Raw genomic sequence first — 19,454 nt, 5'->3', positions numbered from 1 at the left:
CCATTCCGGAGCCGCCCTATGTCCCGCACATTAGACACCTTGTTGCGCCCCAGCCTGCTAGCCGTGGCCATCGCCCTCAGCGCCCCGCTGACCAGCACCTCGCTGTTCGCCGCCGAACAGGCGTCCAGTGTGCGCGCCTACAACCTGCCGGCTGCGCCATTGGCCAGCACCCTGAACCAGATCGCCAGCCAGGCTGGCCTCCCCCTGACCCTCAGCCCGGCACTGGCCGCCGGCAAGACCTCGGCCCCGGTCAAGGGCCAGTTCGATGCACCGGGCGCACTGCGCGAGGCCCTGCGTGGGACGGGGTTGCAGTTGGAGCAGAGCAGCGCAGGCACCTACACCCTGGTGGCGATTCCAGAGGGTGTGGTGTCGCTGCCGGAGACCAATATCACCGGGCAGGGGAATTACGAGAGCGCGTGGGGGCCGGTGGAGGGTTATGTTGCTACGCGGACGGCGGCGGGGAGCAAGACTGATACGGCCCTGGTAGAAGCACCCCGCTCGATTTCCGTGGCCACCCGCCAGCAAATGCTGGACCGCAACGTTCAGAACCTGGATGACGCGGTCAAATACATGCCGGGAATCGTGTCCGCCAGCTACGGCAGTGATACCCGCTACGACTGGATGCGTGTGCGTGGCTTCGAACCCACCCATTTCCTCGATGGCCTGCCATTGCCTCGCGGTGTGTACGCCAACCCGAAAGCGGAAACCTGGAACCTTGATCGTCTCGCCCTACTGCGCGGCCCGGCCTCGTCGGTCTACGGCCAGACCCCGCCAGGCGGTCTGCTGGATATGGTCAGCCGGCGCCCCAGCGCGGAATCGAGCAATGCCATCCAGGTGCAATACGGCAGCGACAACTATCGCCAGATCAACTTCGCCAGCACCGGTAAGATTGACGATGAAGGTCAGTTTCTTTATGGCCTCAGCGGCGTGGTGCGCGATGCCGGCACCCAGGTCGATCACATCGACAACAAGCGCTACAACATTGCGCCCAGCCTGACCTGGAACATTGATACCGATACCAAGCTGACCGTGCTCTCGCAGTTCACTCGCGACGATACCGGCGCCACCAGCCAGTTCCTGCCGATCGTGGGCACCAAGATCAAATCACCGCTGGGCGAAGTCTCGCACCACAAGAACCTGGGTGATCCGGACTACGAGTTCTACGACCGTACCTATTACGCCTTGGGCTATGCCTTTGAACATCGTTTTAACGATACCTGGCAGTTCAAGCAAAACCTGCGTTACACCAAGTCGGAGTTATCGTTTCAGCAACTAACTGTCGGTGCCTATGGTTATGCTCCGGTTGATTCTGCGGGAAACATGAACCGCATCTCGACCAACGTTGACGAGAACATCGGTCAGTTCGCGGTGGACAACAATTTCCAGGCTGACTTTGCTACTGGTGATATCACCCACACCCTGCTGCTGGGACTGGACCACCAACGCACCGACACCTCGTACCTGTCGATTTACGGTGACGGCGGGAGGGTCAACATCTTCAACCCGGCCAACACTAAGCCAGTAGAGCGTCCTTTGCGCTCAGCGGCCTATTACGACTACAACCAGAAAACTGTGCAGACCGGCCTCTACGCTCAGGACCAGATGGCCCTCGACAAGTGGCGCCTGACTCTCGGCGGCCGTGGAGACTGGGTTCATCAGGGCACCACGTACCTCAACAAGCAAGACGCTACCAACACTGACCGCAGCAAGAACTTCAGTGGCAACGCCGCACTGAGTTATGTATTCGATTCGGGCTTTGTCCCCTACCTGTCCTACGCCGAATCGTTCCAACCCGCGAGCAACGCCAGCGCAGACCCGGTCAAGTCGTACAAGCCCACCGAAGGCAAGCAATGGGAGTTAGGGGTCAAGTACCAGCCGCCCGGCAGCAACACTCTGCTCAGCGCCGCGGTTTACGACTTGACCCAGAAAAACGTGCTGGTGACTAGAACCGGCTCAGGCGGCCAGTCGATCACCGACCAGGCCGGCGAAGTCAAGGTCAAGGGCCTGGAACTGGAAGCGGTGTCTGACGTGACCGAGAACCTCAAGGTCATCGCCGCCTACACCCTGGCCAAATCCGAGGTGCAAACAGGCATCTACAAAGGCAACCGCCTGCAACTGATACCCAACCAGCAAGCCTCGTTGTGGACCGACTACACCTGGCACGACGGTGTGCTCGACGGTTTCGGTATCGGCTTTGGGGCCCGCTACACCGGCAACACCTACGGCGACCAGGGCAATACCTGGCTAGGCAAGGCTGATGCCTACACCGTATTCGACGGTGCGGTGCATTACGACCTCGGCCGCCTGGACAACAGCCTCAAAGGTGCCTCGGTAAAACTGAACGCCACCAACCTGTTCGACAAGCAGTACATCTCCACCTGTGATGCCTCCTACTGCTACTACGGTGATCAGCGCAGCGTCGTCGCCAGTGCCACTTACCAGTGGTAATCGGCTGAGTTAACAACCAGGCCGCCCCGTGGGCGGCTTTGGTGTGTCTGAAGGCTAGAAAATGAAAAGCACAACCATCCGCCGCTGGTCCTTCATCCACACCTGGACCAGCCTGATCTGCACCGTGTTCCTGCTGATGCTGGCGCTGACCGGCTTGCCGTTGATCTTTCACCACGAGATCGATCACCTGCTGGGCAACGAACCCGAGCTCAAGCAGATGCCTGCCGATACTCCGCAGCTCAACCTTGAGCAACTGGTGGCCAAGGCCCAGGCCCATCGCCCGGGCGAAGCCATGCAGTACCTGGCCTGGGATGAGGACGACAAGAACGGAGTGGTTGCGATCATGGCGGCCACCGCCGGCACCGAGCCCAATTCGTCCCACACCTTTATGCTCGATGCGCGCACCGGGGAAAGCGTGGAGATGCCGTCGGCCAATGGCGGCTTGACGATGTTCCTGCTGCGCCTGCATGTGGATATGTTCGCCGGCCTGCCGGGCAAGTTGCTGCTGGCCTTTATGGGCGTGCTGTTTGTGCTGGCGATTGTTTCCGGCACGGTGTTGTACCTGCCCTTTATGCGGCGCTTGAAGTTCGCCACGGTGCGCCAGGACAAGTCCACACGCCTGCGCTGGCTGGACCTGCATAACCTGATCGGCGTTGTCACCCTGACCTGGGCCCTGGTGGTGGGCGTCACCGGGGTGATCAGCGCCAGTGCCGACTTGATCATCGCCGCATGGCGCAGTGACAGCCTCACCGCGATGATCGAGCCCTATAAGAACGCGCCACCGCTGACCTCGCGTGCGCCGGCCACCGACCTGCTGAAGATTGCTGAGCAGGCCGCGCCGGGCATGACCCCAGACTTTATTGCGTTCCCCGGTACGCGCTTTTCCAGCGAGCACCATTACGCAGTGTTTATGAAAGGCAGCACGCACCTGACCTCGCACCTGCTGACCCCGGTGCTGATCGACGCCAGCGACCTGAGTGTCACCGCCGTGGCCGGGCGGCCGTGGTACATGGACGCCATGGGCATGTCCCAGCCCCTGCACTTTGGCGACTATGGCGGCATGCCGATGAAAATCCTCTGGGCGGTGCTGGATGTGCTGACCATCATCGTGCTGGGCAGCGGCGTATACCTATGGCTGGTGCGGCGCAAGGCGGCCAAGTCATGAGGCCAAGGCAATCGAATTTCTGGAAGGTGTTCGGGGTGCCGCTCGGGATCGGGCTGCTCAGTGCTGCCGGACTGTTTGCGGCGTTGCTGGGGGATGGGGGTTGGGATTCCCTGAGCTGGATTGGACTGGGGATCCCGTCGGTAATCGGTGTCTGGGGGTTGCTGCGGCGACCGTGAGGGCGCCATCGCAGGCAAGCCAGCTCCCACAGTTGACGGTGTTCACATATCAAAATGTGTGTGGGTTGGTCTGGGGGTTGCTGCGGCGGCCGTGAGGGCGCTATCGCAGGCAAGCCAGCTGCCACAGTTGGCAGTGTTCACACATCAAAATGTGGGAGCTGGCTTGCCTGCGATGAGGCCCGCAAAAACAACCAAGATCCCCCTCGCCAGTCACCTCGCAACTGTCTAGTCTATGGCCGACCCTTTCCGAGGATTGCCCATGTTCGCGCCCAGCATGACCTTGTTCCACAACCCTGCCTCGCCGTTTGTCCGCAAAGTCCTGGTGCTGCTCCACGAAACCGGCCAGCAAGACCGCGTTGTCCTGGAGACTGTGCTGGTCACGCCGGTCAACCCGATCACCGCGTTGAACGAGGGCAATCCGCTGGGCAAGATCCCGGCCCTGCGCCTGGCCGATGGCAATGTGTTGCACGACAGCCGGGTGATCCTCGACTACTTCGACCACCAGCATGTCGGCAACCCGCTGATCCCCCGGGACGGTTCGGCCCGCTGGCGCCGCCTGACCCTGGCCTCGATGGCCGACGGGATCATGGACGCGGCCGTATTGGTACGCTATGAAACCGCCATGCGCCCGGCCGACAAACACTGGGATAGCTGGCTGCAGGAGCAGCGCAACAAAATCCGCCGCGCCCTGGCCGAATTGGAACAGGACGCTATCGCTGAACTGGCCAGCCATTTCGACATCGCCGCGATCAGCGTCGCCTGCGCCCTGGCGTATGTGGACTTCCGCCACCCCGACCTGCAGTGGCGTTCAAGCAATCCCAAACTGGCCGCCTGGTACGCCGAGGTCAGTCAGCGGCCGTCAATGTTGGCGACCCAGCCGCCGGCCTGATTCCTGTAGCAACCCGTTATGGGTGGCAAGCGAGGCTTGTTGTGGCGAGGGGACAAGCCTCCTCGCCACAACAAGGCCATTAGCCACAAAGGTGTCGCGCCACTCCGGAAACAGCGCGTTAATTTTTCCCACCAGTTGTGCCTTCTCCCGCTGATCCTCCCGTAGCCCGATCATTGCATCACCTCCAACTCGGCCGCCTTACGCTTGCCCACCCCATACCAGTCCAGTTTGCGCGTCAGCACCATCACCGTACCCAGCAGCCCGAACAGCAACAGCGAGCCCATCAACAGCGCGTAGTCCTCGGCACTCAACAACCCGTACAGCAAGCCATACAGGGCCGCCAACCCCGTCGAAAACCCCAGCCCATGGGCCACGCTGCGCAGCACATGGCACACGTAAAAACCGATCAACAACACACAGGCACTGGCCGAGATCAGGTACGCCAGGGCAAAGCCGATATGCTCGGACAACGACAGCAACAGCAAGTAGAAAAACGCCAGGGCCACCCCCACCAACGCATACTGGATCGGGTGCACCGCCAGGCTCTTGAGCACTTCAAACAGGAAGAAACCGGCGAACGTCAGGGCGATGAACAGCAGCGCATATTTGATCGCGCGGTCGCTCTTGAGGTACTGGTCCACCGGGTCGATAAAGTTCACGCCAAAGCTGCGTTCGTTGAAGTCCTCGCAGCGACTGCCAACCACACAGCCGTACAACGATTCCTCAAGGTTGGTGGAGAAGAACGAGGTCTGCCAGTTGGCGCTGAAGCCTTGGTCGTTGATCTCACGCTGCGCCGGCAGGAAGTTGCCGACAAAGCTCGGATGGGGCCAGTTGGAGGCCAGCTTGACCTTGCTGGTCTTGCCCACCGGCAGTACCTGCAGTTGCTCGGTACCCTGCAGGCGCAGGTCGAAGGCAAAATCCAGCGGCGCGGGGTTCTTACTGTCCTGGGTCGGCAACATCACGTGTACGCCAGCGCCGAGAAAGCTCACTTGGGTGCCTGGGGCAAACTCCAGGCGCTGGCTGCCCAGCTCCAGTTTCAGGGCGTTTTCAATGCCGCGGATATCGCTGATACCGACCGCCAAAAATGCCTGGCCAAACTTGTAATCGGCAAAGTCCTCCTTGATGCCCATTTGCGCCGGCAGCACAAAGCGGCCGCTGATGCGGTTGTCGGCATGGAACAGCCGCGCCTGGTAGATTCCTCGCGCCCGCAGTTCGGTTTGCACCTGCCCATCGAGCTCGAACTGCTCCGGCAGGAAGTACAGGCGGCCCTGTTCTTCGCTGAGCACTTCATAGCGTTTGTTGAGTTTTTCGTTGAGCTTCCACTCACGCACGGTCTTGCGAAACGGCACCACCATCAATGGCCCGCTGACCTGCTGGCTGTAGCTGGAGCTGCGGGCAATGTCCATCACGACGCCGTCGCGCAGTTCCTGGCGCTCGTTGATGATGCCGTTGATCATCAGCAACGGAATCAGCAATAGCAGGATCAGCAGCGCGATGGCGCCCAGTTTGAATAGCAGACTGCGGTTCATGGGTCTCTCCCTGTTTTGATGGGGAGAGTCTGGCGGCGGCCTGTGGGGGATTTATGAGGGCAATGTGGAGACTGTGTGGAGATGCAGCACCACTTCCACGCCACCCGGCACGTTGCCAATCTGCAATGAGCCGCCGTGCAGCTTCATCACTTCTTCGACAAAGTTCAGGCCCAGGCCGGTGCTTTTGCGGCCACTGACCGGGCGCGGCAGGGAATAGAAACGCTCGCTCAGGCGTGGCAGGGCGTATTCGGGGATCGGTTCGGCCTGGTTGAACAGGCGCACATCCACAGCATGATGCCGCACCTGGGCGCTGAAACGCAGCGTGCCGCCGGGCGGGGTAAAGTCCAGGGCATTTTCCAGCAGATTGCCCAGGGCCTGGCGCAGCAGAAACGGCTCGCCAAACAGCTTTACGTCGGCTTCGATCAGACGTTCGACCTGCAACCCGGCCTGCTCGATCCGCGCGCATTGCGCCTTGAGGACCTCATCGACCAAGGCGGCCAACGGTACCGAAATCTGCTGCTCCAAGCCCTGGCGCTGCTCGACCTGGGCCAGGTTCAGCAGGCGTTCGATCAACTGCTGCAAGCGCGCGCTTTCACTGGCGATATTGCCGACGAACCGCTGCTGCTGGGCGACTGTCATTTCCCCCTGCAACAGTTCCGCCGCACCGCGAATCGCCGCCAACGGGCTTTTCAGTTCGTGGGTCAGGGTGTGCACATAACGCTCGACATAGGCCTTGCCTTCCAGTTGCGTGCGCATGTGCTCCACAGCGGTGGATAACTGCGCCAACTCGCCGCCACGATAATGCGGCAACTCGGCGCGGCGCCCTTCGCTGACCGCCTGGGCATAAGTGGTCAGGCGCCGTAGCGCCGCGCTCAACCACCAGGACAACAGGGCCCCCAGCAGCAAGCCCAGCGCCACCAGACCGGCGCCGTACCACAGCAGGCGGCGTTCGGTACGGTCGACATAGGGCTGCAGCGAGCTGTTGGGCTTGGCCACCGTGACCACGCCAATGATCTGCCCGTTATCGCGGATCGGCGCGCCCACGTGCATCACCGAGGATGCCGGGTCATCGGCATCGCTGCGGGTCGAGCGGGCGCCGTACTCGCCGCGCAGGGTCAGGTACACATCGTTCCATTTCGAGTAGTCCTGGCCCACCGCCGTACCGCTGGAATCCAGCAACACGACACCCTTGGCGTCCGTCACATAGATGCGGTGGTTGACCTGGTTTTTCGCCAGGCCCCAGATGGTTGCCCCCGGCTGGCGCTCGCCGTAGGCCTTGAGCACGGTGGGCCAGTGGCTTTGACCAAGGGTGCCGTTCTTCACATCATCACGCAGGATTTCCGCCAGCAGGTTGGCGGTGTCCACCAGGGTTTCTTCAGTGGACTGACGCACGCCGGGGCGGATTTCCTTCATGACGGTGTTGAGCACAAAGTAACCGGTCAGACCGATAAACAGCGCATACACCAGGAAAATCCGCAGCCCCAGGCGCATCAGGCGTGGCTCGGGCTGTAGCTGTAGCCCAGGCCGCGATGGGTCTGGATCGGCTCGGCCTCGGCAACCACGCCCCGCAGCTTGCTACGCAGGCTTTTGATATGGCTGTCGATATTGCGCTCGTAGCCGGCATCGGCCGCCACGCCGACCGCATCCAGCAATTGCTCGCGACTGAACACCCGTTCGGGCTGTTCCAGCAGGCAATTGAGCAGGCGGAATTCATGGCGAGTCAGGCCCAGCAACTGGCCGCGATACTGGATCTGCACCCGCTCGTGGTCTACCTGGAACAGCCCGCCGCTGGCCGGCACTGCCACCGGTGCCACGCGCTTGAGGATCGCCTTGACCCGCGCCGCCACTTCCCGTGGGCTGAAGGGTTTGACCACATAGTCGTCGGCGCCGATTTCCAGGCCCACCACGCGGTCGATCTCGCCGTCGCGGGCACTGAGGAACATCACCGGCACTTCGCTGAAGCGGCGCAGTTGCTTGCAAGTTTCAAAGCCGCTGATGTCCGGCAGGCCGATGTCGAGGATCAGCATGTCTGCCGGGGTCTGCCGCTGATGCTCCAGCGCGGACTGGCCGAGGGTCAGCCAGGTGGTGGTGAAGCCTTCGCCCTGCAGGGCAAAAATCAGCGTATCGGCTATCGCCGCTTCGTCTTCGACAATCAGGATATGGGGCATGGCGTCCGAGCACTGGGAGCTAAAGGTGAACGGTGCCCCATGCCTTGTGCGGCGTCAATCAGCAGTCCGGTTTGTCGGCGGTGTAGCGCCGGGCCGGGTTCACCGCAGCGCCGAACTCGCGCAGAGCCTTGGCGCCGATCAGCAGCGGGTAGTTGAAGCTGCTGCGGTCGGTGAGGTTGACCTCCACCGTGCGCTTGACGTTGCCCAGGCACATTTCCAGCTCCACCACCGGGCGCTTGGCCACGCTGGTGTCTTCCTTGTCTTCATCTTCGTCGGCGCGGTTCTTGATCTTGCTGATGCGCGCCACTTTGTGTTCATAGACCTTGTTGCTCACATCCTTGCCACTGAGACGGAACCGCACCCAGTCCTCGCCATCGCGGGTGAAGGTCTGGATGTCGCGGGCCGACAGCGAGGCGGTCAGCGCGCCGGTGTCCATCTTGGCCTTGAAGGTCTCGCCGATTTCCGGCAACTGGATATATTCGTAGCGCCCGTACAGGGTCGGCTCGGCGGCCATCACGGGCAGGGCAACCACGGCTAACAGGGCAAGGAGGGATTTCACGTAGGAGGTTTCCTTGAAGGTAAGTAGGCCAATACTAGACTGCAAACACAGCCCGAAGTTGGATCGTTACCCAGCATACGCAACACAAAGTGAAACATTCGTCAGGTCATTTGCGATTTGGCCTCTAGACTCAAGCTGCTTATCATGGCCCGTCCAACCGTTTGCAAGAGTTCCTTATGCGCCGCCTGCTCACCGGCTGTTTCGTCACACTGCTGCTGTTACTCAACACGCTGATCCTGATCGGCCCGCTGATGGTCTTCGCCCTGCTCAAGCTGGTGGCGCCCGGGCGGTCACGGGACTATGCCTCCCGGGCCGTGATGTGGATTGCCGAGACCTGGGCCGAGATCGACAAGCTGATCTTTGCCCTGTGTATCCCCACCCAATGGGATATTCGCGGCGATACCGGGCTGAGGGTCGATACCTCGTACCTGGTGATCAGCAACCATCAATCCTGGGTGGATATCCCGGCGCTGATCCAGACCCTCAACCGGCGCACGCCATTTTTCAAATTCTTCCTGAAAAAGGAGCTGATCTGGGTGCCGTTCCTGGGCCTGGCCTGGTGGGCCCTGGATTACCCGTTCATGAAGCGCTACACCAAGGCATTCCTGGCCAAGCATCCGGAACTGGCGGGCCAGGACCTGAAGATCACCAAACAGGCCTGCGAGCTGTTCAAGCGCCAGCCGGTGACGGTGGTCAACTACCTGGAAGGCACGCGCTTTACCGAGGCCAAGCGGGCCCAGCAGAACTCGCCGTTCACTCGCCTGCTCAAGCCCAAGGCCGGTGGCGTGGCATTTGTACTGGCGGCCATGGGCGAGCAGTTGGATGCGATCCTCGACGTAACCGTGGTCTACCCACAGGACAGGATTCCAGGGTTCTGGGATTTGATCAGCGGCGCGGTGCCCCGGGTGATTGTTGATATCCGCACCCGCGAGCTGGATCCGGCGTTGTGGCAGGGGGATTACGAGAATGATCCGGCGTTTCGCCAGAGCGTCCAGAACTGGGTCAACCAGCTCTGGCTGGAGAAGGATGCGCGCCTTGATGAGCTTATCAGGTGACTCGTCGCAGCCCGTGACGGCCACCTGGCAGGCTGGTTCATTTAAAACTTGATCGAAGCACCGGCACCGGCACTAAAACCCACACCGGCAACGCTCCCGGAGGCGTCCGCGCCGCCGGAGACACGACCCGTTTCCGAGTCAGGCTTATTGCCGTTGATCATTTCATCGTAAGACATGAACTTCATGCCTGCAGCCTTCTCAAACTCCTCCCTGGTCATCTTGCTGTAGTCGACCGGGGATTTGCCAAATCCCGGGAATGAATTGCGCGATATTGTTGATTCGCTCATTGGAAGATCTCCTTAAAGGGAACGACACCCGGTCTGGAGCCCCCTCGCTGGGGGAGGAGAAGGCCGAGTTCCAGGCGGGTGTAGATCAGTGGTTAGAGCCGACCACTCAGTTCCCAGGACGACTTCACACCGAGGTGTTTTTCAGCTCCCCGCCCCCCAGATGCCGGCTAGCTTGCCCAGTACTGAACTGTCGGCACCCTGGCCACCCAGGTACTGCAGGATCACCGGGGCAAACTGGCCGATCATGCCGCTGTCCATGCCCAAGGCGCTGAACGCAGTGTTCAGGTCGTTGGTGTCCTTGACGTTCCCCAACAGGCCATCGAGGCCGCTGGTCTTGCTGCCACCGGTTTGGCCGAGCATGCCGCTCAAGGCGCCAAGGCTGCCCAAAGCGTTGCCACCCGACAGCTTATCCAGGCCCGGCACGCTTTTGCCCAACTGCGAATAATCAGTGCTGCTGAGTTGGTTCTTGGCCAGGCCCAACATCGCACCGGTGCCACCGACGGCTTGCTCCGGGGTGACATTCAACTGTTTGGTCAACGCCCCCAGCAAACCTGCGGTTTGTGCGCTCGGCGCAGCGGCGGCGGCCTTGTTGGTGCCCTGGGCGCCAGCAACGGCGTTGGCCACATCACCCAGGCTGAAGCCTGCTGCAAATACCGGGCTGGCCGCCACGGTCAGGAGGCAGGACAGGGCAAAACCGCGTGAAATCTTCATCGAGACAACCTCGTAAATGTAGGAGCTAAAGCAGCCGTTTGACCCAGCATCCCACCGGTTGTTCCAGCTCACAGATTTGTTCAGAAAAGCCCTAAAAACCGACACCATCAAACTGCCACTAGGAACCCATCGCCAGCCACAGGGTCAATCAACACACTACAAAACTTGTCAGGAAGAGCCTTATGACTGCGTCCCAACCCCCAGTGATCGAGCACAAGCCCTCATTCTGGACCCGCCCGCGCCTGTTCATCGGCGTCTGCGTGGTGGTGGTTGCCGGTATCGGCGGCGCGCTCTATACCCAGGACAGCGTCAAGTCTGCAGCGACCCTGGTCAGCAGCACCCAACAGCCGGCGGCGCAAATCATGGCGCACAAGGATTACCTGGAAGTCCAACCGATTGCGGCCACTGCGCCGGAACCAGACCGCAGCCTCGAACTGTGGGCCCTGCCTGCAGGCGGCACGCCGGTGTCTTTGGGCCTGTTGCCGGAGGATGGCAAAGGCATCATCGGCCTCAACCCACGTCAGCAGGAAACTATCAGCCAGCCGGTGGAATTGATGGTCAGTTCGGAGACCAAGGGTGGCTCGGTGAGCAAGCAGCCTACCGGCCCGATGGTGTACCAGGGTGCGCTGGCGATCCGCTGATCCCCAGACACCCAATCGCCAATGTGGGGGCCCAGCTCCCACAGCCCCCACATTGGCGAGTGGTTGTTGCTGTTAAGCCGCGCTGAACAGCTTGTGCGGATCAATCACAAACTTCTTCGGCACACCTGCATCGAACTCGCCATAACCACGCGGCGCGTCGTCCAGGCTGATCACCTGCACACCCACGATCTCCGCGATGTTAATGCGGTCCCACATGATCGCCTGCATCAACTGGCGGTTGTACTTCATCACCGGGGTCTGGCCGGTGTGGAAGCTGTGGGACTTGGCCCAGCCCAGACCGAAACGAATGCTCAGGCTGCCCATTTTTGCGGCGGCATCCACCGCCCCTGGATCTTCAGTGACGTACAGGCCGGGAATACCGATCTTGCCCGCCACACGCACCACGCCCATCAGTGAGTTGAGCACCGTGGCCGGGGCTTCGGCCTTGACGCCGTCATGGCCATGGCCGCGGGCCTCAAAGCCCACACAGTCGACGGCGCTGTCCACTTCCGGCTCGCCAAGCAGCGCGGCGATTTGCTCGTGTAGCGGGGTGTCGGTGGACAGGTCGGCGATTTCAAAACCCTGGGCCTTGGCGTGGGCCAGGCGGATCGGGTTGACGTCACCGATGATCACCACCGCCGCCCCCAGCAAGCGTGCGGAAGCGGCAGCGGCCAGGCCTACGGGACCGGCGCCGGCGATGTACACGGTGCTGCCAGGGCCAACGCCCGCAGTGACGGCGCCGTGGTAGCCAGTGGGCAGGATGTCGGAGAGGCAGGTCAGGTCACGGATTTTCTCCATGGCCTTGTCGCGATCCGGCAGTTTCAGCAGGTTGAAGTCGGCGTAGGGCACCAGCACGTACTCGGCCTGGCCGCCGGTCCAGTCGCCCATGTCCACGTAGCCGTAGGCACCACCGGCACGGGCCGGGTTGACGGTCAGGCATACGCCGGTGTGTTGTTCCTTGCAGGAGCGGCAGCGGCCGCAAGCAACGTTGAACGGCACAGACACCAGGTCGCCGAGTTTCAGGTTCTCGACGTCGCTGCCCTTCTCGATCACCTCGCCGGTGATTTCGTGACCGAGCACCAGGCCGGTCTGGGCGGTGGTACGGCCGCGCACCATGTGTTGGTCGGAGCCGCAGATATTGGTGGAAACCACGCGCAGGATAACGCCGTGTTCAATCTTCCTGCCACGGGGGTCCTGCATTTTGGGATAGTCGATTTTCTGTACTTCGACCTGACCGTTGCCGAGATACACGACACCACGATTACCAGACATGCTTTCACCTCGCTGTTGTTTTTATGGAACTGCGTTGCCCCTTGGATGGGCAGCGCGTTTGAGTGCTCGGGTTACAGATGCTGTTTTTGCGTTGTTTGTGAGGGCCTCATCGCGGGCAAGCCCGCTCCCACAGGGTTCACATATCACCCTGTGGGAGCTGGCTTGCCTGCGATGGCGTCAGTCAGAGCACCACCGTTCTATTGGCGTTCAAGAACACCCGTCGCTCAATGTGGTACCCCACCGCCCGCGCCAATGTCAGTCCCTCGATATCCCGCCCCTTGGCAATCAGGTCCTCGGGATAGTGGCTGTGATCCACCACTTCCACGCCCTGGGCGATGATCGGGCCTTCGTCCAGGTCGTTATTGATGTAATGCGCAGTGGCGCCAACCAACTTCACCCCTTTGTTGTATGCCTGGTGATACGGCTTGGCGCCCTTGAACCCCGGCAGCAACGAGTGATGGATATTGATCGCCTTGCCATCCAACTTGCGGCACAGCTCCGGCGACAGCACTTGCATGTAGCGCGCAAGGATCACCAGTTCGGCCCCCGTCTCTTCAATCACTTGCCACACCTGGCGCTCTTGGGACGGTTTGTCATTGGGGTCGAGGGGGAAATGGTAGTAAGGAATCTGGTGCCAGTCGGCCAATGGCTTGAGATCGGGGTGGTTGGACACCACTGCGACCACGTCCATCGACAATTGGCCGATGCGTTGGCGGTACAACAGATCGTTGAGGCAGTGATCGGCCTTGGACACCATGATCACCACTTTTGGCCGGTAGTTCGGCGCCGTCAGCTCGAAGATCATGCCAAAGGCTTCGCCGCGGGTGGCCAGGCCATCGCGGAAACCTTGCTCGTCAAAGTCGTCGGGCTGGCGGAATTCCACGCGGATAAAAAAACGCCCGGAGAGGCGGTCATCGAACGAATGGTGCTCGGTGACGTAGCAGCCCTGCTCGAACAGATAGCGGGTGACCGCGTCCACCGTGCCGAGCACGCTGGGGCAGTCGGCGGTCAAAATCCATGTATCGGGTGCGCGGCTCATACTTGAATCCTCAGGCCTTTGTGGCGAGGGGGCTTGCCCCCGTTGGGCTGCGAAGCAGCCCTAAAATCAGCCACTCGGTTCTTTCAGAAAAACTGCAGTGACCTTACCGGGACCGCTGCGCGCTCCAACGGGGGCAAGCCCCCTCGCCACAACAGCCCATCTGCTCAGGCTTGGACACTCAGGCCGTATTCGGCCGAGGCATCCTGCAGCCACAACCACCAATAGTCCGAGAAGCTGCGACGAATCAGCAGTTCCCAGGTGTCTTCAGCGGTATGGCGGATCACCAGTTGCGACTTGGCGAACACCGTGCCCACGGCCTTGCCCACCGGGAAGTTGTCGGGGTGCACGTCGTAACTGGTGGATTTCATCAGCACATCGCGTACGTTCGGGCCGCTCAGTTCGAGGATCTGCTGGCCGCCGCTGACGTTGACGATCTGGATATGCAAATCCCCCAGGGCCGCGCGCAGGTTTTGCTCGGCGGCAAATTCCTCACCGCTCGGCACGATCAGCAACCATTCATCCGGGCCGAGCCATTGCAGGCTGGTTTCACCTTTGACGATCACGCTCAGGGCACCCGGCAGTTCGATGCCCAGGGCCTTGTGCACGCCAGCGGCGAACGCGGCATCGTGGCCATCGCCGCGCAGGGTCAGGTGGCCGAGGAGTTTCTTTTCACGTACGGTCACGCCGGCGTTCTTGCGCCCCTTGCCGACCAGGCTGGCGAGGTCGGCATGGTGCAGCGACGACTCGGCCTTGGCGCCGGTGGTGGGGCGTTGTTGGTACACATTGGCTGCGGTCATAAAGCACCTTTCTTGAATTCTGTTGTGCGGCTTCTGCCGCCATCGCGAGCAAGCTCGCTCCCACATTTCGGAATGCATTTCCCCAGTGGGAGCGGGCTTGCTCGCGAAGGCCGCACCTCGGTCTATCAGATGTTCTGGCGCTCGCCTTTCGGGTCAAAGAACACCGAAGACACAATCTCCGCTTCGATCACACTGCCATCCGCCTGCGGTGAGAACACCCGCTCGCCCATACGCTTCAAGCCGCCCTTGACCACCGCCATCGCAAACGAATAGCCGAGGGAGTTGTGCGCATAGCTGGAGGTCACGTGGCCGACCATCTTCATCGGGATGCTCTGCTTCGGATCGAACACCAGCTGCGCGCCCTCAGGCAGCCACACTTTCGGGTCAATCGGCTTCAAGCCCACCAGTTGCTTGCGCTCTTCGCGCACGCAGTCTTCGCGGTTCATCCCGCGCCAGCCGATCCACGAGAACGGTTTGGTGCGGCCCACACACCAGCCCATGTTGAGGTCGTCCGGGGTCATCGAGCCGTCGGTGTCCTGGCCGACGATAATGAAGCCCTTCTCGGCCCGCAGTACGTGCATGGTCTCGGTGCCATACGGGGTCAGGTTGTACTGTTTGCCAGCCTCGACAATCTGTTCCAGCACGCCCATGGCGTAGTCGGCCTGCACGTTGACTTCATAGGACAGCTCACCGGTAAACGAGATACGGAACACCCGCGCCGGCACGCCGCCCACCAAGCCTTCTTTCCAGGTCATGAACGGGAAGCCGTCCTTGTCCAGGTCGATATCGGTGACTTCGCTCAACAGCTTGCGGCTGTTGGGCCCGGACAAGGTCATGGTCGCCCAGTGGTCGGTGACCGAGGTGAAGTACACCTTGAGGTCCGGCCACTCGGTCTGCTGGTAGATTTCCAGCCACTGCAGCACGCGGGCGGCGCCGCCCGTGGTGGTGGTCATCAGGAAGTGGTTGTCGGCAAGGCAGGCGGTCACGCCGTCGTCGAAGACCATGCCGTCTTCCTTGCACATCAGGCCGTAGCGCGCCTTGCCCACGTCGAGCTTGGTCCAGGCGTTGCTGTAGATGCGGTTGAGGAACTCGCGGGCATCCGGGCCTTGAATGTCGATTTTACCCAGGGTCGAGGCGTCCAGCAGGCCGACGCTGTCGCGCACGGCCAGGCATTCGCGCTTGACTGCCGCATGCAGGTCTTCACCGTTGCGCGGGAAGTACCACGGGCGTTTCCACTGGCCGACATCTTCAAACTCGGCGCCGTTTTTCACGTGCCAGGCTTGCAGCGCGGTGTAGCGCACCGGCTCGAAGATGTGCCCACAGTGCCGGCCCGCTACCGCGCCGAAGGTTACCGGCGTGTAGTTGGGGCGGAACATGGTGGTGCCCATCTGCGGGATGGTCACGTTCAGCGAGCGGGCCGCGATGGCCAGGCCGTTGACGTTGCCCAGCTTGCCCTGGTCTGTGCCGAAGCCCAGCGCGGTGTAGCGCTTGACGTGCTCCACCGACTCGAACCCTTCGCGGGTCGCCAGTTCGATGGCGGCGGCGGTGACGTCGTTCTGCAGGTCGACAAATTGCTTGGGCGCCCGTGCAGTGGCTTTTTCGTGAGGCACCTGGAACAGGGCCAGGGTCGGCTCTTCCAGGCGCGTCAGGGCCTTGGGCAGCGTACCTTCCACCGGAGCAAACCCGGCCTCGCTGGCCGCGCGCACGCCGCCTTCAAAGCCATCGGCCAGGGAGTCACCCAAGCCGTAGACACCGTTGATCCCCCCCACGCACACACGTTTCTGCGGCGCTTCGCCCGGTACAAAACCGAGGATATCTTCACGCCAGGTCGGCTTGCCGCCCAGGTGCGAGGCCAAGTGCACCACCGGGCTATAGCCGCCGGAGCTGGCCACCAGGTCGCAGTCCAGCCACTCGCCGGGGCTGGTGACCTTATGTGCTTTGACGTCGATGGCGGCCACACGGGCGCCGGTCACATGCTTACTGCCACGGGCTTCGATCACGGCGCTGCCGGTGAGGATGCGAATGCCTTTGGCGCGCGCTTCTTCCACCAGCGCGCCGCGTGGGTTGTGGCGTGCATCGGCCACCGCGACCACGGTGAGGCCAGCGTCGAACCAATCCAGCGCCACACGGTAAGCGTGATCGTTGTTGGTCGACAGCAGCAGTTTTTTACCCGGCGCCACGCCGTAACGGCGCACGTAGGTCGAAACTGCACCGGCGAGCATATTGCCCGGCACATCGTTGTTGCCGTACACCAGTGGACGCTCACACGCGCCGGTCGCCAGTACCACACGCTTGGCACGCACACGGTGAATACGCTGGCGCACCACGCCAATCGGCGCACGGTCACCGAGGTGATCGGTGAGGCGCTCATGGATGGTCAGGAAGTTATGGTCGTGATAACCATTGACGGTAGCGCGAGGCAGCAGCACCACGTCTGGCAGGGCCTTGAGCTCGGCGATCACACTGGCGACCCATTCGGTCGCCGGCTTGCCGTCGAGGTTTTCGCGCGAATCGAGCAACGACCCGCCGAACTCTTCCTGCTCATCAGCGATGATCACCCGCGCGCCACTGCGCGCAGCGGCCAGGGCCGCTGCCAGGCCGGCAGGGCCGGCGCCGACGATCAGCACATCGCAATGGCGGTTCATGTAGTCGTAGGTGTCCGGATCGTTCTCGGTCGGCGAGCGGCCAAGCCCGGCGGCCTTGCGGATGTACTTCTCGTAGGTCATCCAGAACGATTGCGGGTACATGAAGGTTTTGTAGTAGAAACCCGGCGGCATCAGCTTGCCGCCGACCTTGCCGAGAATGCCCATCATGTCGTTGTTCACGCTCGGCCAGCCGTTGGTGCTGGTGGCGACCAGGCCTTGGTACAGCGCCTGTTGCGTGGCGCGCACGTTAGGGATTTGCGTGGCTTCGGTGGCACCGATCTGCAGCACCGCGTTCGGCTCTTCGGCGCCGGCGGCGAAGATGCCGCGCGGGCGCGAGTACTTGAAGCTGCGGCCGATGATATCCACACCGTTGGCCAGCAAGGCGGCAGCCAGGGTGTCGCCTTCAAAGCCTTTGTAGCTCTGGCCGTTGAAGGTAAACGTCAGGACTTTGTTACGGTCGATGCGGCCACCGTTGGACAGGCGATTGATCTGGCTCATACCTTCTCTCCAGAAGCCTTGGCGGTGAATTGCGGCTGGGTACCGATCTTGTAGGTTTCAAGAATTTCGTAGGTCAGGGTGTCGCGGGTCGCGTTGAAGTACTGGCGGCAACCGGCGGCATGGATCCACAGTTCGTGGTGCAGGCCACGGGGGTTATCGCGGAAGAACATGTAGTCGCCCCACTCTTCATCGGTGCAGGCATTCGGGTCCAGCGGGCGCGGGATATGCGCTTGGCCGGAGGCATGGAATTCCTCTTCGGAGCGCAGTTCGCCACAGTGAGGACAGAAGATATGCAACATAGGGAATTTCTCCTGTTAGTGGGCGACGGCCGCAGCGCCGTGTTCGTCGATCAGCGCACCGTTGTGGAAACGGTCGATGGAGAAAGGTGCCGCCAGCGGGTGCATCTCACCCTTGGCCAGGCTCGCGGCAAACACGTTGCCTGAACCGGGGGTGGCCTTGAAGCCACCGGTGCCCCAGCCGCAGTTGAAAAACATGTTCGGTACCGGGGTCTTGGAGATGATCGGGCAGGCGTCCGGCGTGGTGTCGACGATGCCGCCCCACTGACGGTTCATGCGCACCCGCGACAGCACCGGGAACATCTCGACGATGGCCTGGATGGTGTGCTCGATCACCGGGTACGAGCCGCGCTGGCCGTAGCCGTTGTAGCCGTCGATACCGGCGCCGATCACCAGGTCGCCCTTGTCGGACTGGCTGATGTACCCGTGCACGGCGTTGGACATGATCACGCTGTCGATAATCGGCTTGATCGGCTCCGACACCAACGCTTGCAGCGGGTGGGATTCAATCGGCAGGCGGAACCCGGCCAGCGAGGCCATGTGCCCGGAGTTACCGGCTGTGACCACCCCGACGCGCTTGGCGCCGATAAAGCCCTTGTTGGTTTCCACGCCGATGCACACGCCGTTTTCCTTGCGGAAACCGATGACTTCGGTCTGCTGGATCAGGTCCACGCCCAAGGCATCGGCAGCACGGGCAAAGCCCCACGCCACAGCATCGTGACGGGCCACGCCGCCGCGCCGTTGCACGGTGGCACCCAGTACCGGGTAGCGGGTATTTTTCGAGCAATCGAGGTACGGAATCTCGTCCGCGACCTGCTTGGCATTCAGCAGCTCACCGTCCACGCCGTTGAGGCGGTTGGCGCTCACGCGACGCTCGGAATCACGGATGTCCTGCAGGGTGTGGCACAGGTTGTAGACGCCACGCTGGGAGAACATCACGTTGTAGTTCAGGTCCTGGGACAAACCTTCCCAGAGCTTCATCGCATGCTCATAGAGATGCGCCGACTCGTCCCACAGGTAGTTGGAACGCACAATGGTGGTGTTGCGTGCGGTGTTACCGCCGCCCAGCCAACCTTTCTCGACCACGGCCACATTGGTGATGCCGTGTTCCTTGGCCAGGTAGTAAGCGGTGGCCAGACCATGCCCGCCGCCGCCGACGATGACCACGTCGTAGACCTTTTTCGGGGTCGGCGTGCGCCACATCTTCTGCCAGTTTTCGTGATGGCTGAGGGAGTGCTTGAAGAGGCCGAAGCCTGAGTAGCGTTGCATAGGCATTACT

Annotated in this window: 18 protein-coding genes; 6 read left to right on the top strand and 12 right to left on the bottom strand. The window is 61.7% G+C overall.

Features of this window, described 5'->3' with window-relative positions:
- Nucleotides 1–18: 18 nt before the first annotated feature.
- From HBR94_RS16270 to HBR94_RS16260, 4 genes are all read left to right on the top strand, one after another.
- The gene (locus HBR94_RS16270) at nucleotides 19–2,448 is read left to right on the top strand and encodes a TonB-dependent siderophore receptor (RefSeq protein WP_170045193.1); all 2,430 of its coding nucleotides are present in this window, start codon (nucleotides 19–21) and stop codon (nucleotides 2,446–2,448) included.
- A gap of 61 nt (nucleotides 2,449–2,509) precedes the next feature.
- Nucleotides 2,510–3,613 (top strand): PepSY-associated TM helix domain-containing protein, encoded by a 1,104-nt coding sequence (locus tag HBR94_RS16265; RefSeq protein ID WP_120734259.1) that lies wholly within the window; start codon nucleotides 2,510–2,512, stop codon nucleotides 3,611–3,613.
- On the top strand, nucleotides 3,610–3,789 hold the full coding sequence (locus tag HBR94_RS28725) for a hypothetical protein (RefSeq protein WP_057440280.1): 180 nt from the start codon (nucleotides 3,610–3,612) through the stop codon (nucleotides 3,787–3,789). The genes HBR94_RS16265 and HBR94_RS28725 overlap by 4 nt, the downstream gene beginning before the upstream one ends.
- Nucleotides 3,790–4,048: 259 nt before the next feature.
- Nucleotides 4,049–4,678, top strand: coding sequence for a glutathione S-transferase (locus HBR94_RS16260; protein ID WP_057440279.1), 630 nt, complete (start codon nucleotides 4,049–4,051; stop codon nucleotides 4,676–4,678).
- Between the two features lie 170 nt (nucleotides 4,679–4,848).
- Here the strand turns inward: HBR94_RS16260 and creD are convergent, their stop codons facing one another.
- From creD to HBR94_RS16240, 4 genes are read right to left on the bottom strand one after another with little or no spacing between them, the layout of a single operon-like run.
- Nucleotides 4,849–6,207: a cell envelope integrity protein CreD gene (gene creD / locus HBR94_RS16255; protein ID WP_057440277.1), complete on the bottom strand. Its 1,359-nt coding sequence runs from the start codon at nucleotides 6,205–6,207 to the stop codon at nucleotides 4,849–4,851.
- 51 nt (nucleotides 6,208–6,258) lie between these two features.
- Nucleotides 6,259–7,698, bottom strand: a complete 1,440-nt coding sequence (gene creC, locus HBR94_RS16250) for a two-component system sensor histidine kinase CreC (protein ID WP_115129161.1) — start codon at nucleotides 7,696–7,698, stop codon at nucleotides 6,259–6,261.
- Nucleotides 7,698–8,375, bottom strand: a complete 678-nt coding sequence (gene creB, locus HBR94_RS16245) for a two-component system response regulator CreB (protein ID WP_170045192.1) — start codon at nucleotides 8,373–8,375, stop codon at nucleotides 7,698–7,700. The genes creC and creB overlap by 1 nt, the downstream gene beginning before the upstream one ends.
- Before the next feature lie 58 nt (nucleotides 8,376–8,433).
- Nucleotides 8,434–8,934, bottom strand: coding sequence for an ATP-dependent zinc protease (locus tag HBR94_RS16240; RefSeq protein ID WP_057440275.1), 501 nt, complete (start codon nucleotides 8,932–8,934; stop codon nucleotides 8,434–8,436).
- Between the two features lie 176 nt (nucleotides 8,935–9,110).
- Here HBR94_RS16240 and HBR94_RS16235 point away from each other — a divergent pair, with 176 nt between their 5' ends.
- The gene (locus HBR94_RS16235; protein WP_057960827.1) at nucleotides 9,111–9,989 is read left to right on the top strand and encodes an acyltransferase; all 879 of its coding nucleotides are present in this window, start codon (nucleotides 9,111–9,113) and stop codon (nucleotides 9,987–9,989) included.
- Nucleotides 9,990–10,030: 41 nt separating this feature from the next.
- On the opposite strand, the gene HBR94_RS16230 is transcribed toward HBR94_RS16235, so the two are convergent.
- Together HBR94_RS16230 and HBR94_RS16225 are read right to left on the bottom strand one after the other, a co-directional pair.
- Entirely contained in the window at nucleotides 10,031–10,276 is a 246-nt protein-coding gene (locus HBR94_RS16230; protein ID WP_115129162.1) for a hypothetical protein, read from the bottom strand.
- 141 nt (nucleotides 10,277–10,417) lie between these two features.
- Nucleotides 10,418–10,987, bottom strand: a complete 570-nt coding sequence (locus HBR94_RS16225; RefSeq protein WP_115129163.1) for a DUF2780 domain-containing protein — start codon at nucleotides 10,985–10,987, stop codon at nucleotides 10,418–10,420.
- A 182-nt stretch (nucleotides 10,988–11,169) separates the two neighbouring features.
- Between HBR94_RS16225 and HBR94_RS16220 the strand changes: the two genes are divergently transcribed.
- The gene (locus HBR94_RS16220) at nucleotides 11,170–11,628 is read left to right on the top strand and encodes an anti-sigma factor (RefSeq protein WP_057440273.1); all 459 of its coding nucleotides are present in this window, start codon (nucleotides 11,170–11,172) and stop codon (nucleotides 11,626–11,628) included.
- A 72-nt stretch (nucleotides 11,629–11,700) separates the two neighbouring features.
- Here HBR94_RS16220 and fdhA read toward each other — a convergent pair whose 3' ends face one another.
- The 6 genes from fdhA to HBR94_RS16190 form a co-directional block, all read right to left on the bottom strand.
- Nucleotides 11,701–12,900 (bottom strand): formaldehyde dehydrogenase, glutathione-independent, encoded by a 1,200-nt coding sequence (fdhA, locus tag HBR94_RS16215; protein ID WP_032858631.1) that lies wholly within the window; start codon nucleotides 12,898–12,900, stop codon nucleotides 11,701–11,703.
- A 181-nt stretch (nucleotides 12,901–13,081) separates the two neighbouring features.
- Entirely contained in the window at nucleotides 13,082–13,939 is an 858-nt protein-coding gene (purU, locus tag HBR94_RS16210) for a formyltetrahydrofolate deformylase (protein WP_057960830.1), read from the bottom strand.
- A 164-nt stretch (nucleotides 13,940–14,103) separates the two neighbouring features.
- Entirely contained in the window at nucleotides 14,104–14,736 is a 633-nt protein-coding gene (gene soxG / locus HBR94_RS16205) for a sarcosine oxidase subunit gamma family protein (protein WP_115129165.1), read from the bottom strand.
- A gap of 125 nt (nucleotides 14,737–14,861) precedes the next feature.
- On the bottom strand, nucleotides 14,862–17,879 hold the full coding sequence (locus HBR94_RS16200; protein ID WP_120734260.1) for a sarcosine oxidase subunit alpha: 3,018 nt from the start codon (nucleotides 17,877–17,879) through the stop codon (nucleotides 14,862–14,864).
- A complete protein-coding gene (locus HBR94_RS16195; RefSeq protein ID WP_057440270.1) occupies nucleotides 17,876–18,178 on the bottom strand; it encodes a sarcosine oxidase subunit delta in 303 nt (100 codons plus the stop codon). Before HBR94_RS16195 ends, HBR94_RS16200 begins: the two co-directional genes overlap by 4 nt.
- Nucleotides 18,179–18,193: 15 nt before the next feature.
- Nucleotides 18,194–19,444 (bottom strand): sarcosine oxidase subunit beta, encoded by a 1,251-nt coding sequence (locus HBR94_RS16190; RefSeq protein WP_010207084.1) that lies wholly within the window; start codon nucleotides 19,442–19,444, stop codon nucleotides 18,194–18,196.
- Nucleotides 19,445–19,454 lie beyond the last annotated feature (10 nt).

It is taken from the genome of Pseudomonas sp. WS 5412 (assembly GCF_012985615.1).
Lineage (GTDB): Bacteria > Pseudomonadota > Gammaproteobacteria > Pseudomonadales > Pseudomonadaceae > Aquipseudomonas > Aquipseudomonas shahriarae.
The sequence above is the reverse complement of the archived record's forward strand: the minus strand, read 5'-3'. Positions and strand labels throughout refer to the sequence as shown.